The following is a 13490-nucleotide window of genomic DNA, read 5'->3' as shown; positions in this document are numbered from 1 at the left end:
CTGGGCGGCGGGCTGCTCGCCGGGCTGGGCGGCGGCGCGGCGCTCGGCTGGCTGCTCAGCCGCCGCAGCAGCACGCTCCCGCCCGACTCCCCCGCGCCGACCGGCGGCGACCTCACCCCCGCCGGCGACGGCTCTGCCGAGCCCCGCCCCGCCACCACCGAAACCGCACCCCTGACCCCCACGGCCTCCCGCTGAGCGCTCCGCCCGCGGCGGTCGCGGCAGGGCCGCAAGTGCAAGATCGCCGTAGCGGGTCAGGCGGGGGCGGTGAGCCAGGCCGGGAGGGGTTCGCGGGCGGCCAGCCAGCCGTCCGGGACGCCGCCCGGGGTGCCGACCCCGGTGTGGGCGGCCACCACGCCGCCGACGATCGCCGCCGTGGTGTCCACGTCCCCGCCCGCCTCGACGCAGGCGCGGATCGCGGCCGGGTAGTCGTGCAGGTGGGTGGCGGTGACCCAGAGGCAGAACGGGACGGTGTCCTGGGCGGTCACCCGGGAACCGTTGCCGAGCGCCTCGGCCACCTCGCCGGCCGGGTGGCCGCGCAGCGCGGCGGCCCGGCGTACGCCCCGGTGCACCTCGCCGGCCGGGTCCAGCGCTCCGGCCACCACGGCGAGCAGTCGGGCCGGATCGGGCCGGTCCCCGTCGAGCCGGGCCCGGGCGGCCAGCGAGGCGGCCACCGCCACCGCGACCGCCCCGGCGATGCCCTCCGGGTGGGCGTGGGTCACCTCGGCCGAGGCGCGGGCCTGGGCGGCGGCCCGCCGGATGGAGTCGGCGTACCAGGCGCCGAGCGGGGCGACCCGCATGGCCGCGCCGTTGCCGCAGGAGCCCTGCCCGTCGAACGCGGACGCGGCGGCCACCGGCCACGGCGTGCCGGCGCGGATCAGTTCGAGCAGTTCCACGGCGCCGGCGCCGTAGCGGCGGGCCGGGTCGTAGTGCGCCGCGAAGGCGAGCGCGAGGGCGTCCCGGTCGACCCGGCCGTGCGCGGCCAGCACGGTGAGCACCGAGCAGGCCATCTCGGTGTCGTCGCTCCACGGCCACGGGCCGGGCGGGAGCGCGTCCGCCCAGGCGGCGACGGCCCGGCCCGGGACGAAGAACCGCGCGCCGAGGGCGTCGCCGACCGACAGGCCGGCCAGCGCGTCGCGGGCGAGCGTGAGGCGGGTGTCGGGGAAGAGAGTGAACGTCATCGTCGTCCCAGCTTGCCCGGTTCCGGGGAGTGCCGCAACGCGATCAACTTGCCACGCCGAGTACGGTGCTGACGTGGCAACCGTCCTCCTGGTCGAAGACGATCACGTCGTACGCGGTGCGATGCTGCGCTCCCTCACCGACCGGGGACACGCGGTGCACGCCGTCGGCACGGCGCTGGACGCGCTGCGCCGGGTGGCCGCCGAGACCCCCGACCTGGTGGTGCTCGACCTGGGCCTGCCCGACCTGGACGGCTCCGACGCGCTGCGGATGCTGCGCGGGATCACCGACGTGCCGATCATCATCGCCACCGCGCGGGACGACGAGCAGTCGGTGGTCCGGCTGCTGCGCGCGGGCGCCGACGACTACATGGTCAAGCCGTTCACCGGCGCCCACCTGGACGCCCGGATCACCACCGTGCTGCGCCGGGCCGGCCGGGCCAGCCGTACCGTCCAGCCGGCCGTGCACACGGTCGGCGGCCTCCGGGTGGACGTGGGCGAGCGCAGCGCGGTGCTGGACGGCGAGCCCCTGGCCCTCACCCGCAAGGAATTCGACCTGCTGGCGTATCTCGCCGCACGTCCCGGCCGGGTAGTGTCCCGGCGGGAACTCTTGGAGGAGGTATGGCGGCAGCCCTCGGTCGGCGAGGACCAGACCATCGACGTTCACCTGTACTGGCTGCGCCGCAAAATGGGCGAGTCCGCGGCGAAGCCGCGCTACCTGCGCACCGTGCGGGGGGTCGGCTTCCGGCTGGTGGCGCCGGACTGAGGCCGGCGCTGGCCTGGCTCACGGCCGGCATGTGCAGCCTCGTCGCGCTCGCCTTCCTCGTCCCGCTCGGGATCACCCTGTCCGACCAGGCGCGGGAGGAGAAGCTGGCCGACGCGGCCCGGCGCAGCGCGCTGGTCACCGGGGCGCTCGCGGTCAGCACCGACCCGGAGACCGTCCGGCGGGCCGTGACGGCCAGCGGCGACGACCCGGCGCTGCGGCCCGTCGTACACGGGATCGGCACCGACGAGGGCGCGGGCCGCGCTGACGCGGCGGCGCTGGACCGGGCCGCCGCCGAGCGGCGGTCGGTGGTCACCGACGTGTCCGGCGGCGCGCTCCGGCTGGACCCGGTGGTGCTCGGCGACCGGGTCGCCGTGGTGGAGGTCTTCATCCCCGACGAGGTGCTCGACGAAGGCGCCGGCGGGCGGTGGCTGCTGCTGCTCGCGGTGGCGGTGGCGCTGGTCGGGGCCGCGGTGATCGTGGTCGACCGGGTGGCCGCCCGGGCCGCCGACGCCACCGGCGAGCTGGTGAAGGCGGCCCTCGCGGTCGGCGACGGCGAGCTGGGCGTCCGGGTCGAGCCGACCGGTCCGCGGGAGCTGGCCGAGGCCGGGCACGCGTTCAACCGGATGGCCGAGCGGCTGGTCGCGCTCCGCGCCGACGAGCGGGAACTCGTCGCCGACCTGTCGCACCGGCTGCGGACGCCGCTGACCGCGCTGCGGCTGGACGCCGAGGCGCTGGAGTCCGACGACACCAGCATCGGCACGTTCAGCGAGGCGGAGCTGGACCGCCGCCGCGGCATCCGGCGGATCCGGCAGGCCATCGTCACGCTGGAGGGCGAGGTCGACCAGCTGATCAAGACCACCCGCAAGGCGGTCAGCCAGGAGACCGGCCCGGCGACCTGCGACGTCAGCGAGGTGGTCCGGGACCGGATGGTCTTCTGGTCGGCGCTGGCCGGCGACCAGAACCGGCCGCACCGGGTGGTCGGGGCGCAGCTGCGGATCCCGGCGCCGGTGCCCCGGGCCGAGCTGGCCGCCGCGCTGGACGCGGTGATCGGCAACGTCTTCCGCTACACGCCGCAGGGCACCGCGTTCGAGGTGGCGGTGAGCCGGCGGGACGGCTGGGTGGCGATCCGGATCGACGACGCCGGCCCGGGCATCCCCGACCCCGACCGGGCGCTGCGCCGGGGCGCCAGCGACCAGGGCTCCACCGGGCTGGGGCTGGACATCGCCAAGCGGGTCGCGTTGCAGGCCAACGGCTCGGTGAGCATCGACCGGGCCCGGCTCGGCGGGGCCAGCGTGGTGATGCTGCTGGCCGATCCGGAGGCGACGCCCCGACAGGTCAACCGGTTCGGCCTGGTGGGCCGGATGACGCGGGACGCCCGGGAGCCGCGGGCCGGCCGCCGCTGGCCGCGCCCGCGCTGAGCCGGTGGCTGTGGGCCGCCGCAAGTTCTCCTTAGGAGTGGGTTAACGACGGCCGCAACAGCGGTCCGGGCTGTCAGGATCAGGACCGAACCCATCAGTTCCGTCGGCCGGGACGCCCCGTAAGACCTCCGGTCGGCGGAGCCGTGCGCGCGGCGGGAGTTCGGTCCCCCCACACCTCGCTCCCGCCGCGCGCCACTTCCCCCGTCGAGCCGCACCCTGGGCGTGAGGTGACCGTGATGACGCCGACCGTCAGCCGCCTGCTCCGCTGGGCCACCGTGATCGGTCTGGGTGTCGCCCTCACGCTCGCCGCCTGGCAGGACCCCGTGCACGCGGACGGCCCGGGCCGCTCCGCGGGCGGCCTGCCCGCTGCCGCCGTGGTGGTGGCCGCGGTGGCCGGGTTCGGGCTGGCCCTGGCCGGGCGACGCCGGCCGCTGCGGGTGTCCCGGCGGCCGGTGCCGTCCCGTCCGGTCAGCGCGTCGCGGCCGCCGCGTACGCGTCGATCTCGCCGCTGATCCGGGCCCGCTCCCCCGGCTCCAGGAACGCGGCGGTCACCGCGTCGCGGGCCAGCGCGGCCACCCCGGCCGGGTCGAGGTTCAGCAGCCGGGCCGCCACGGCGTACTCGTCGTTGAGCGTGGTGCCGAACATGGGCGGGTCGTCGGAGTTGACGCTGACCAGCACGCCGGCCTCGACGAGCTGCGGCAGCGGGTGCTCCTCGATGGTCGCCACCGCCCGGGTCCGGACGTTGGAGGTGGGGCAGACCTCCAGCGGGATCCGCCGCTCGGCCAGGTGGGCCAGCAGCGCCGGGTCGAGCGCGGCGGAGATGCCGTGGCCGATCCGCTCGGCGCCCAGCTCGCGCAGCGCGTCCCAGACGGTCTCCGGGCCGGTGGTCTCGCCGGCGTGCGGCACCGAGCGCAGCCCGGCCGCGCGGGCCTGGTCGAAGTACGGCTTGAACTGCGGCCGCGGCACCCCGATCTCCGGGCCGCCCAGGCCGAAGCTGATCAGCCCGTCCGGCCGCTCGTCGAGGGCGATCCGCAGGGTCTCCTCGGCGGCCGGCAGGCCGGCCTCGCCGGGGATGTCGAAGCACCAGCGCAGCGCGATGCCGAAGTCGGCCTCGGCCCGCTTGCGGGCGTCCTCGATCGCCTCGCAGAACGCCGGCGCCGGGATCCCGCGGTGCACGTGGGAGTACGGCGTGACGGTCAGCTCGGCGTAGCGGACCTGCTGGCGGGCCAGTTCCCGGGCCACCTCGTGGGTGAGCAGCCAGACGTCGTCGGCGTCCCGGATCAGGTCCACCACGCTGAGGTAGACCTCGATGAAGTGGGCGAAGTCGCGGAACGCGAAGTAGTCGGCGAGCGCCTCCGGGTCGGCCGGGACGGGGCTGCGTCCCTCGTGCCGGGCGGCCAGCTCGGCCACGATCCGGGGCGAGGCGGAGCCGACGTGGTGCACGTGCAGCTCCACCTTGGGCAGTCCGGCGATGAAGGTGGGCAGGTCGGTCACGGGTTCTCCTCTGCGCGGGCGCCGGTGCGGGCCACCACGAAGATCCGGCGGAACGGGAAGTACACCTGACCCTGCCGCACCGGGTACGCCTCGGCGAGGCGTACCCCCAGCTCGGCGCGGAAGTCGGCCCAGCCGGCGGCGTCGAGCGCGGCGCGGACCGGGCGCAGCGCCGTCCCCTCCATCCAGGCCAGCACCGGATGGTCGGCGCCGGCGGCCGGGAGCAGGTGCACGTAGGTAGTCTCCCAGGCGTCGACGGCGCAGCCGGCACCGACCAGCAGGGCGGCGTAGTCGACCGGGTCGTCGACGGGCGCCTCGCGCAGCAGCGGGGCGAGGGTGTCCCGCCACCGGTCCCGCCCGGCGACCTCGCGCAGCGCCCGGTGCGACGGGGCGGCGAAGTTCCCCGGCACCTGGAACGCCAGCCAGGCGCCGGCCGGCAGCGCGGCGGCCCAGCGGGTGAGCAGCTCCTGATGGCCGGGCACCCACTGGAGCACCGCGTTGCACACGACCACGTCGACGTCGGGCTCCGGACGCCAGTCGCGCACGTCCCCGACCGCGAAGGAGACCGGCTCGGCCAGGACGCCGGCCCCGGCCAGGCTGCCGACCCGCGCCAGGGCGCGCGCCCGCGCGATCATCTCGGCGGAGGAGTCCAGGCCGGCGATCCGGCTCTCCGGCCAGCGGCCGGCGAGGGTCGCGGTGAGGGTGCCCGGGCCGCAGCCCAGGTCGACGACCGCGCGTGGCCGCTCCGCCGGGACCCGGGCCAGCAGGTCGTGGAAGGGCCGGGAGCGCTCGTCGCCGTAGCGCAGGTAGGTGCTCGGGTCCCACATGACAGCCTCCAAACCGTACGTACGTCTTGCTAGACGGTACGGCCCGACGGGCGCCCGGGCAAGCGGCTCACTAGGCTGGACCGGGTGGAACAGCGCAGCTTCGACCGGCTCGGCCGGCACGTCGGCATCATCGGGCTCGGCGCCTGGCAACTCGGCGCGGACTGGGGCGAGGTCAGCGAGAGCGCCGCCCTCGACGTGCTGAACGCCGCGGTCGACTCCGGGGTCACCTTCCTGGACACCGCCGACGTGTACGGCGACGGCCGCAGCGAGCAGCTGATCGGCCGGTTCCTGCGCGAGCACCCCGGGCACCGGCTGACCGTGGCCACCAAGATGGGCCGGCGGGTGCCGCAGGCGCCGGAGGCGTACACCCTGGACAACTTCCGGGCCTGGACCGACCGGTCCCGGGCCAACCTCGGCGTGGACACCCTCGACCTGGTGCAGCTGCACTGCCCGCCCAGCGCGGTCTTCGCCGACGACCGGGTCTTCGACGCCCTGGACACCCTGGTCGCCGAGGAGCGCGTCGCCGGCTACGGGGTCAGCGTCGAGACCTGCGACCAGGCGCTCACCGCGATCGCCCGCCCCGGCGTGGCCAGCGTGCAGATCATCCTCAACGCGGTGCGGCACAAGCCCCTGGAGCGGGTGCTGCCCGAGGCCGCGAAGGCCGGGGTGGGCATCATCGCCCGGGTGCCCCTCGCGAGCGGCCTGCTCTCCGGCCGGTACGACGAGCACACCACCTTCCCGGCGGACGACCACCGCACCTTCAACCGGCACGGCGAGTCCTTCGACGTCGGGCCGTCGGCCCAGTCCCCCCGCCGCTGAACCCCGGACCAGCCGGGCCTCACCGTGGCCAGCCCGGGCGCCCGCCCCCCGGGGAAGGCCCGCCGCAACGCCGCCGCGGCCGCCCTGCCGCCGCTCACCGAGGTGGAGGTGGCCGCCGTCCGGGCCGCCTACGACGAGCTGATCCGGCCGCAGGTGCACGACCGGTGGTGAACCCGGACCGGCGGCCCGCCGGCGCGGCGTCGCCGCGGGCCGGCGCCCGCGGGCATGCTGGAGCCGGACGCGCGTCGTCGGAGGGAGAACGATGAGAGGCTGGTTCCGGCTCACCGTGGGACTGCTCGCCGTCGTGCTCGGTGCCCTGTGGACCGTGTCGGGGCTGGGCTACGTCGAGGGCAGCGTGCTGACCGACCAGCGGATCTGGGCGGCCGTCGGCCCGGTGCTCGTCCTCATCGGACTCGTCGCGCTCTGGTTCGGCATGCGGGCCCGCCGCCGGCGCGGCTGAGGCGCGGAGGCGTCCACAATGCGGAAAGCCCCGCCTCCCGGGAAGGGACGCGGGGCTCACGCACCGGCCGGCGCGGCCGGTGCTCCGTCAGCTCAGATGGGGCGGACCTGCTCGGCCTGCGGACCCTTCTGACCCTGGGCGATCTCGAACTCCACCCGCTGGTTCTCCTCCAGCGACCGGTAGCCGCTGGACTGGATGGCCGAGAAGTGGACGAACACGTCAGCACCCCCGCCGTCGACGGTGATGAAGCCGAAGCCCTTGTCAGCGTTGAACCACTTCACGGTTCCCTGCGCCATGTGTATCTCCTTCTAAAACTGGCGGCCGAGCACGCCGTGCGGCCGATTGGCCGTTTTCGAGCAGCGGTGCCTGAGGCGGCCCCCGGTGAAGGAGACTTCTCTCAACCCACGCGTCTCTCAACAGCGTGAGACAGCAAACCACGTACGCAAAAACTCTGCACAGCCTACCCGACGAAATTCTCCGACATGTGACCTGACGGTTGCGGCAGATCCACTGGCCGGGCCGGGCGGACCATGCGAAAGGCCCCTGTCCACGGAGGCGGAAAGGGGCTTTTCGTGCGTATGGAATCAGTCAGGCCAGTGGCCGGTGAGCCGCCGTACGCCGACCGCCCCGCCCCGGTCGACGGCGGCCCGGACGACCGCGAAGATCGCGCCCTGCAACGCCGCGGCGGCCAGGATCTCGCCCCAGCCGCGGTCCTCGTCGGTGGCGCTGGGCGCCTCGCCGTCGCCCGCCGTCATCTTCCAGACCTGCCGGAAGATGACCCCGGCGACCGTACCGGCGGCCAGACCCATCAGCACGCCGGCCGGCTTGTAGGCCGCCCGTCCGATGCCCCTTCTCACCTGCGCCTCCCCCGGACGATCAGCAGCACCACCGCGGTGGCCACGGCACCGGCCGCCACGGCCGCCCACGGCACCGGATTGCGCCCGACCGCCCCACCCTTCTCGTAAGCCTGCGCCCGGACCCGCCGGGCCTTCTCCGCCGCCTGCCCGCGCACCCGGGCAACGGTCAGCGCCGCCTGCTGCCGCAACCGCGCCTTCGCCTGGTCGGCGGAATGCCGGACCAGGGTCTTGACGTCGGCCCGCGCGGCGAGCAGCTCCATCGTCTCACCCAGCTCCACCCGGGTCCGGCGGATCTCCTCCCGGAGCGCCGCCACGTCCCCGGTTCCGTTGCCGGTCATCCCCGCCTCCCGTCCTTCACCGCGGCGGTGACGGTGTCGACGTCCGCCCGGACGCTGCGGACCGTCGCCTCCGGCACCGGCGGGACGGCACGGCTGACCTGCTTCTTGCCGACGAGCGCCAGGATCCCGGCGAGCAGGAACAGCGCGACCGCCACGATCAGCGCCGCCAGCCAGGCCGGCATGACCAGGTCCAGCAGCAGGATCACCGTGGCGACCAGCGCGCCGGCGCCGTAGAGGGCCATCACCCCGCCGCCGCCGAACAGACCGATCCCGATCCCGGCGTGCTTGCCCTTCTGGGTCAGTTCCGCCCGGGCCAGCGCCAACTCGTCCCGCACCAGGCGGGTGACCTGTTCGGTGGCCCGCTGCACCAGTTCCGCGGTGGACGGCTCGTTCCCGGTCCGGGACGTGCTGCGACTCGCGACGTCAGCCATGCTGTCCTCCTTTCATCATCACCGCGCTGTATGCCCGGAGTCGCCGCCCGTCAATCCTGCGCGGAGCGGCCGGTCGGCCCGGCCGCGCACCACCTTCTCGCCCGGCCGCCGGACGGCGGCCGGAACCGGGGCGTGCGCAGCAGGTCCCCCGGAACGGGCCGATCAAACGCAGCCGGCCCGACAAGCCGCGAATCAACCGGCATCCGGCAGGTGCAACGGGCCGGCCGGGCCGAGGTCACGAGGGGGGAGGACGCGCGGAGCCCCCGGCGCCGCGCGGGCGGCCGGGGGCTCGGGTACGCCGGTCAGCGGCGGGCGTCGGCGTGCTCCTCGCGGCCGACGAACACCTCGCTGCGGGCCTCGCCGTCGTCGCTGCCGCCGAACACCCGCGCGTCGTCGGGGACCTCGGTGTCGGGCAGCCGGCCGACCGGCCGGCGCGGCTGCACCGCCTGCCAGGCCGGCGAGCCGGCGGTGTCGCCCACCTCGGCCCGCAGCCGGGGCAGGGCGGTTGGGCGCTGGTCGCGTACCCAGGCGACCAGATGCTCGCGGACCAGGCAGCGCAGGTCCCACAGGCTGCCGGCGTCGGCGGCGCTGACCAGGGCCCGGACCTTGACCAGGCCGCCGGTGGCGTCGGTCACCTGGAGCACGCAGACCCGGCCGTCCCAGAGTTCGGTGCCCTCACAGAGCCGGCGCAGCTCCTCCCGCATGGCCTGCACCGGGATGGCCCAGTCCAGGTCGAACTCGGCGGTGCCCAGCACGGCCGCCTCGGTCCGGGTCCAGTTCTGGAAGGGGGTGCTGGTGAAGTAGGAGGTGGGCAGGATCAGCCGGCGGTCGTCCCAGATCTGCACCACCACGTAGCTGAGCGTCAGCTCCTCGATCCGGCCCCACTCCCCCTCGACCACCACCACGTCGTCGAGGCGTACCGCGTCGCTGAAGGCGAGCTGGAGTCCGGCGAAGACGTTGCCCAGCAGGCTCTGCGCGGCCAGCGCGGCGACCACACCGACCACACCGGCGCTGGTCAGCACGCCGGCGCCGATGCCGCGGACGGCGGGGAAGGTCATCAGCATCACGCCCAGGGCGAGCACCACGATCACCGCGATGGTCAGCCGGCGCAGCAGCACCACCTGGGTACGCACCCGCCGGGCGTGCCGGTTGTTCGGCACGTCCACCCGGAAGCGGGCCAGGGCGGTGTCCTCCGCCACCACCAGCAGCGAGGCCACCAGCCAGGCGGCGGCGGCGATCAGGGCGAGCACCAGGGCGTGCAGGACCAACTGCCGCCAGGGGCTGCCCACCGCGTACAGGGTGGTGAACCGGACCGCGAGCTGCACGGCGAGCACGGTCGCGGCCACCTGGAACGAGCGGTGCGAATGGTCGGTCAGCTCGGTCATCAGCAGCGAGCGCCGGCCGAGCCGGCGGGTGGCCCGGTGCACCACCTCGACCAGCAACAACGCGACCGCCGCCGCGGCGAGCGCGGCGGCGGCGGTCACGAGGTAGGTATGCACGTTTCTCCATCTCCCTCCGGCCGGCCTGAATCGGGCAAAGGCCCAATGGTGCCCGGCACTACCGCGTATCGACCAGGATCACACCCGGCGATAGCGCGACTGGAGGAAGCAGTAGACGCCGAAGGCGGCGATGCCGAGCGCCATCAGCGCCAGCAGCACCGGCCCGTACGACTGGTCGCGGAGGGTACGCAGCGCGGCGTCCAGGCCGCGGGCCTTCTCCGGGTCGTACTTCACGGCGGCCACCACGATCAGCAGGCCGGCGAGGGCGAAGACCGCCCCCCGGGCGGCGTACCCGGCCATGCCGAGGCGGCGGGTCAGGGTGTGCGTCTTCGGGCTCATCTCGCCGGTCTTGAGGTTGCGCTCGAACTTCTTCTTGAGCCCGTAGATCACCATGCCGATGCCGACCGCGGCGAGCACCAGCCCGGCCAGCCCGACCAGCCACCGGCCGCCGTCGGAGGCCATGAGCTTCTCGGAGAACTGCTGCTGCTGGTCCGAGGCGTTGGCGCTGGCGTCCTGGACGACCTTGATGGCCGTCCAGCCCAGCCAGACGAAGACGATCACCCGCACGACGGAGGCGATCCGCTCGAAGAGCTGCTCCCTGCCCCGCAGGAAGCGGTGGCCGATGACCGCCTCGAACGCCTGCCAGATGGCCATGGCGAAGAGCCCCACGGCGACGGCGACCAGCAGGAACTTGCCCATCGGCTGGGCGCCGAGGGTGCGCAGGGCGCCGTTCTGGTTGCCCTCCTCCCCCGACTTGCCGAAGGCGATCTGCAGGGCCAGCCAGGCGAAGAGGAGGTGCACGATCCCGTAGCCGAGGAAACCGGCCCGGGTCAACAGTTCGAGCCACCTGCTGTTCGCGGCCTGGGCGGCGGTGGCTCCGGCGTTCCGGGTGAGAGACATGGCGCCTCAATCTCCCGGTGCGAAGATTTCCAAACGTCGGCCGCCGCCGCCCGGCCCGGCCGATCAGCTGTTCGGGTCGCGTGCCACCCGGATGACGACCTGCTGGTCGGTGACGCTGTCCAGGGTCACCGAGAAGCCGCCGGCCTGGGCGGCCTGCTGGCCGACGGTGAGCGAGAGCTGCTCACCGGCCACCTCCACGGTGACCTGGTCGCCCTCGGCCCCGACCAGTTTCGCCTCGACGCCGAGGATGGTGGCGCTGGCCTCGACGCCGCGGTCGAAGGTGACCGTGCAGGCGTCCAGGCCGCAGTCGGTGGAGGCGTTCTCCGAGCTGCATCCGGCCAGCAGCGCGACGCCGAGGGCGAGGCCGGCGAACAGGCCGGCGGCCCGGCGGAGGGGGGTCGGCGAGGGGGAAACGCGTCGGTTCGTCACCCGGCCAAGGGTACGAGACGACGGCCACACCGCCACCCGGCGGTGATCGGTCCGGGGCGGGTTAGGGTCCCGGCATGCCCTTCGACATCGCCCGCACCCGGGCCGCCTACCCCGCCCTGGCCGAGGGCTTCGCCCACTTCGACGGCGCCGGCGGCACCCAGACCGCCCGGCCGGTGATCGAGGCGGTCAGCGCCGCCATGACCGCCGCCACCGGCAACCGGAGCACCGCATTCGTGCCGGGCCGGCGGTCGCTGGACCTGGTCGCGGCGGCGCGGGCCGCGGTGGCCGACCTGCTCGGCGCGGAGCCCGGCGGGGTGGTGCTCGGGCCGAGCGCCACGGCGCTGACATACACCCTGGCCCGGACGCTCGGCGCGGGCTGGGGGCCGGGCGACGAGGTGGTGGTCTCCCGGCTGGACCACGACGCCAACGTCCGGCCGTGGGTGCAGGCGGCCGAGGCCGCCGGGGCGACGGTGCGCTGGGCCGAGTTCGACCCGGCGACCGGCGAGCTGCCCGCCGGCCAGTACGCCGACCTGGTCACCGAGCGCACCCGGCTGGTCGCGGTGACCGCCGGCAGCAACGCCATCGGCACCGCGCCGGACGTGGCGGCGATCGCCAAGACCGCGCACGCGGCCGGCGCGCTGGTCTGCGTGGACGGGGTCCACGCGGTGCCGCACGGCCCCACCGACCTGGCCTCGCTCGGCGCGGACTTCCTGGTGACCAGCGCGTACAAGTGGTCCGGGCCGCACCTCGCCGCGATGGCCGCCGACCCGGCCCGGTGGGCGTCGCTGCGCCCGGCGAAGCTGCTCCCCTCCTCCGACGCGGTCCCGGACCGGTTCGAGTACGGCACGCCGAGCTTCCCGCTGCTGGCCGGGGTGGCCGCGGCGGTGGACCACCTGGCCACCCTCGACCCGACCGCGGCCGGCAGCCGCCGGGACCGGGTCCGGGCCGGGCTGGCCGCCGCCCAGGCGCACGAGGAGGTCGTCTTCGAGCGGCTGCTCTCCGGGCTGACCGCCCGCCCGTTCGTCACCGTGTACGGCTCGCCGGCCCGGCGCTGCCCCACGGTGTCGTTCCGGGTGGACGGGTCGACCCCGGCGGAGACCGCCGCGGCGCTGGGCGCGGCCGGTGTCTGCCTCTCCTCCGGCGACTACTACGCCTACGAGTACTTCCGGACGATGGGCCTGCGGGACAGCGGCGGCGCGGTCCGGGCCAGCGTCTACCACTACAACACCGTCGAGGAGGTGGACCGCTTGCTGGCCGAACTGGACCGGCTGGCGGCCACCGGGGAGAGAATGGCCCGGTGAGCTTCCTGGTCGAGGAGAACCCCGCGAAGCACCGCTTCGAGATCCTGGTCGACGACGCGCTGGCCGGGTTCACCGCGTACGTGCCGCGCGGGGAGGTGCTGGTCTTCACGCACACCGAGGTGGACGACCGCTTCCAGAACATGGGGGTGGGCTCGGCGCTGATCCGGGGCACGCTCGACCAGATCCGCGAGCGCGGCGGCCGGATCGTGGTGAAGTGCCCGTTCATGGCCGCGTTCATCCAGCGCCACCCCGACTACGCCGACCTGGTGATCCCCGAGCCCTGACCGGGGCGGGCCGGCCGACCCGACCCGGTCCGGGTCGGGTCAGCGGGCGCCGGCGAGCAGTTCGGCGGCGGCGACGGCGGTGGCCCGGGTCGCGCCGTGGGTGGCCACGTGCACCGCGCCGGTGACCAGCTCGGGCACGCCCAGCTCGACCACCACCGCGTCGGGGCGGGTGGCCAGGGCGCGGGACACCGCGTCGCGCATCCAGTCGTGCCGGTGCAGGTCCCGCACCACCAGCACCAGCGGACGGCCGGCCGTGCCGGCGGACGGGTCGGCGGGGACCTCCTCCCGGGCGTACCGGGCGGTCGTGGTGCCGGGCGCCAGGGCGGCCAGGGGCGCGGCGATCCCCCACGGGGTCTCCTCGCCGATGGCGATGTTGCGCGGCGGGGCGAACTCCACCACGTGCGCCGGGCCGGTCAGTGGCAGCAGCCCGCCCGTGGTGGCGACCACCCGCAACGCCCGGCGGGCGGCGGCCAGCCCGATCGCCGAGCCGGCGTC

At 75.2% G+C, this 13490-nt stretch carries 16 protein-coding genes and 3 pseudogenes; 8 read left to right on the top strand and 11 right to left on the bottom strand.

Going from position 1 to position 13490, the window contains the following annotated elements; genetic code table 11:
- A pseudogene (locus B0E53_RS24250) lies at positions 1 to 195 on the top strand (nuclear export factor GLE1); the annotation flags it as partial.
- A gap of 56 nt (positions 196 to 251) precedes the next feature.
- Here B0E53_RS24250 and B0E53_RS24245 read toward each other — a convergent pair.
- Entirely contained in the window at positions 252 to 1178 is a 927-nt protein-coding gene (locus tag B0E53_RS24245; protein WP_107078160.1) for an ADP-ribosylglycohydrolase family protein, read from the bottom strand.
- A 73-nt stretch (positions 1179 to 1251) separates the two neighbouring features.
- Here B0E53_RS24245 and B0E53_RS24240 point away from each other — a divergent pair, with 73 nt between their 5' ends.
- The 3 genes from B0E53_RS24240 to B0E53_RS24230 all read left to right on the top strand — a co-directional run bounded on the left by B0E53_RS24240 (position 1252) and on the right by B0E53_RS24230 (position 3871).
- The gene (locus tag B0E53_RS24240; protein ID WP_089155714.1) at positions 1252 to 1941 is read left to right on the top strand and encodes a response regulator transcription factor; all 690 of its coding nucleotides are present in this window, start codon (positions 1252 to 1254) and stop codon (positions 1939 to 1941) included.
- A gap of 29 nt (positions 1942 to 1970) precedes the next feature.
- Positions 1971 to 3359, top strand: coding sequence for a HAMP domain-containing sensor histidine kinase (locus B0E53_RS24235; protein ID WP_107078159.1), 1389 nt, complete (start codon positions 1971 to 1973; stop codon positions 3357 to 3359).
- A gap of 236 nt (positions 3360 to 3595) precedes the next feature.
- Entirely contained in the window at positions 3596 to 3871 is a 276-nt protein-coding gene (locus B0E53_RS24230) for a hypothetical protein (RefSeq protein WP_107078158.1), read from the top strand.
- On the opposite strand, the gene B0E53_RS24225 is transcribed toward B0E53_RS24230, so the two are convergent.
- Complete coding sequence (locus B0E53_RS24225; RefSeq protein ID WP_107078157.1) at positions 3828 to 4853, bottom strand: adenosine deaminase; 1026 nt, start codon at positions 4851 to 4853, stop codon at positions 3828 to 3830. The two genes, B0E53_RS24230 and B0E53_RS24225, sit on opposite strands and share 44 nt — an antisense overlap.
- Positions 4850 to 5677, bottom strand: coding sequence for a trans-aconitate 2-methyltransferase (locus tag B0E53_RS24220; RefSeq protein WP_107078156.1), 828 nt, complete (start codon positions 5675 to 5677; stop codon positions 4850 to 4852). Before B0E53_RS24220 ends, B0E53_RS24225 begins: the two co-directional genes overlap by 4 nt.
- Positions 5678 to 5761: 84 nt before the next feature.
- Here B0E53_RS24220 and B0E53_RS24215 point away from each other — a divergent pair.
- Positions 5762 to 6667 (top strand): annotated as a pseudogene (locus tag B0E53_RS24215) (aldo/keto reductase).
- A 91-nt stretch (positions 6668 to 6758) separates the two neighbouring features.
- Entirely contained in the window at positions 6759 to 6956 is a 198-nt protein-coding gene (locus tag B0E53_RS24210) for a hypothetical protein (RefSeq protein ID WP_107078155.1), read from the top strand.
- 92 nt (positions 6957 to 7048) lie between these two features.
- Here B0E53_RS24210 and B0E53_RS24205 read toward each other — a convergent pair whose 3' ends face one another.
- The 7 genes from B0E53_RS24205 to B0E53_RS24175 all read right to left on the bottom strand — a co-directional run bounded on the left by B0E53_RS24205 (position 7049) and on the right by B0E53_RS24175 (position 11410).
- Complete coding sequence (locus tag B0E53_RS24205; RefSeq protein ID WP_088962828.1) at positions 7049 to 7252, bottom strand: cold-shock protein; 204 nt, start codon at positions 7250 to 7252, stop codon at positions 7049 to 7051.
- Positions 7253 to 7540: 288 nt separating this feature from the next.
- Positions 7541 to 7813: a DUF4235 domain-containing protein gene (locus B0E53_RS24200; RefSeq protein ID WP_091310068.1), complete on the bottom strand. Its 273-nt coding sequence runs from the start codon at positions 7811 to 7813 to the stop codon at positions 7541 to 7543.
- Positions 7810 to 8151 (bottom strand): DUF3618 domain-containing protein, encoded by a 342-nt coding sequence (locus tag B0E53_RS24195; protein ID WP_107078154.1) that lies wholly within the window; start codon positions 8149 to 8151, stop codon positions 7810 to 7812. The genes B0E53_RS24200 and B0E53_RS24195 overlap by 4 nt, the downstream gene beginning before the upstream one ends.
- A complete protein-coding gene (locus B0E53_RS24190; RefSeq protein WP_091310076.1) occupies positions 8148 to 8582 on the bottom strand; it encodes a phage holin family protein in 435 nt (144 codons plus the stop codon). Before B0E53_RS24190 ends, B0E53_RS24195 begins: the two co-directional genes overlap by 4 nt.
- Positions 8583 to 8884: 302 nt before the next feature.
- Positions 8885 to 10081 carry a mechanosensitive ion channel domain-containing protein gene (locus B0E53_RS24185; protein WP_107078153.1) on the bottom strand — a complete coding sequence of 399 codons (1197 nt, stop codon included), beginning with the start codon at positions 10079 to 10081 and terminating at the stop codon, positions 8885 to 8887.
- A 78-nt stretch (positions 10082 to 10159) separates the two neighbouring features.
- On the bottom strand, positions 10160 to 10981 hold the full coding sequence (locus B0E53_RS24180; RefSeq protein ID WP_107078152.1) for a DUF1206 domain-containing protein: 822 nt from the start codon (positions 10979 to 10981) through the stop codon (positions 10160 to 10162).
- Positions 10982 to 11044: 63 nt separating this feature from the next.
- Entirely contained in the window at positions 11045 to 11410 is a 366-nt protein-coding gene (locus tag B0E53_RS24175) for a hypothetical protein (protein WP_091310087.1), read from the bottom strand.
- Positions 11411 to 11484: 74 nt separating this feature from the next.
- On the opposite strand from B0E53_RS24175, the gene B0E53_RS24170 reads away from it, so the two are divergent.
- Both B0E53_RS24170 and B0E53_RS24165 read left to right on the top strand, forming a co-directional pair.
- Positions 11485 to 12711 (top strand): cysteine desulfurase-like protein, encoded by a 1227-nt coding sequence (locus B0E53_RS24170; protein ID WP_107078151.1) that lies wholly within the window; start codon positions 11485 to 11487, stop codon positions 12709 to 12711.
- Complete coding sequence (locus tag B0E53_RS24165; RefSeq protein ID WP_107078150.1) at positions 12708 to 12995, top strand: GNAT family N-acetyltransferase; 288 nt, start codon at positions 12708 to 12710, stop codon at positions 12993 to 12995. Before B0E53_RS24170 ends, B0E53_RS24165 begins: the two co-directional genes overlap by 4 nt.
- A gap of 39 nt (positions 12996 to 13034) precedes the next feature.
- Here B0E53_RS24165 and B0E53_RS24160 read toward each other — a convergent pair.
- Positions 13035 to 13490, bottom strand: a pseudogene (locus B0E53_RS24160) (glycoside hydrolase family 3 protein); the annotation flags it as partial.

The organism is Micromonospora sp. MH33 (assembly GCF_003013775.1).
Lineage (GTDB): Bacteria > Actinomycetota > Actinomycetes > Mycobacteriales > Micromonosporaceae > Micromonospora > Micromonospora fulviviridis.
This window is presented reverse-complemented; position numbering and strand designations above follow the sequence as displayed.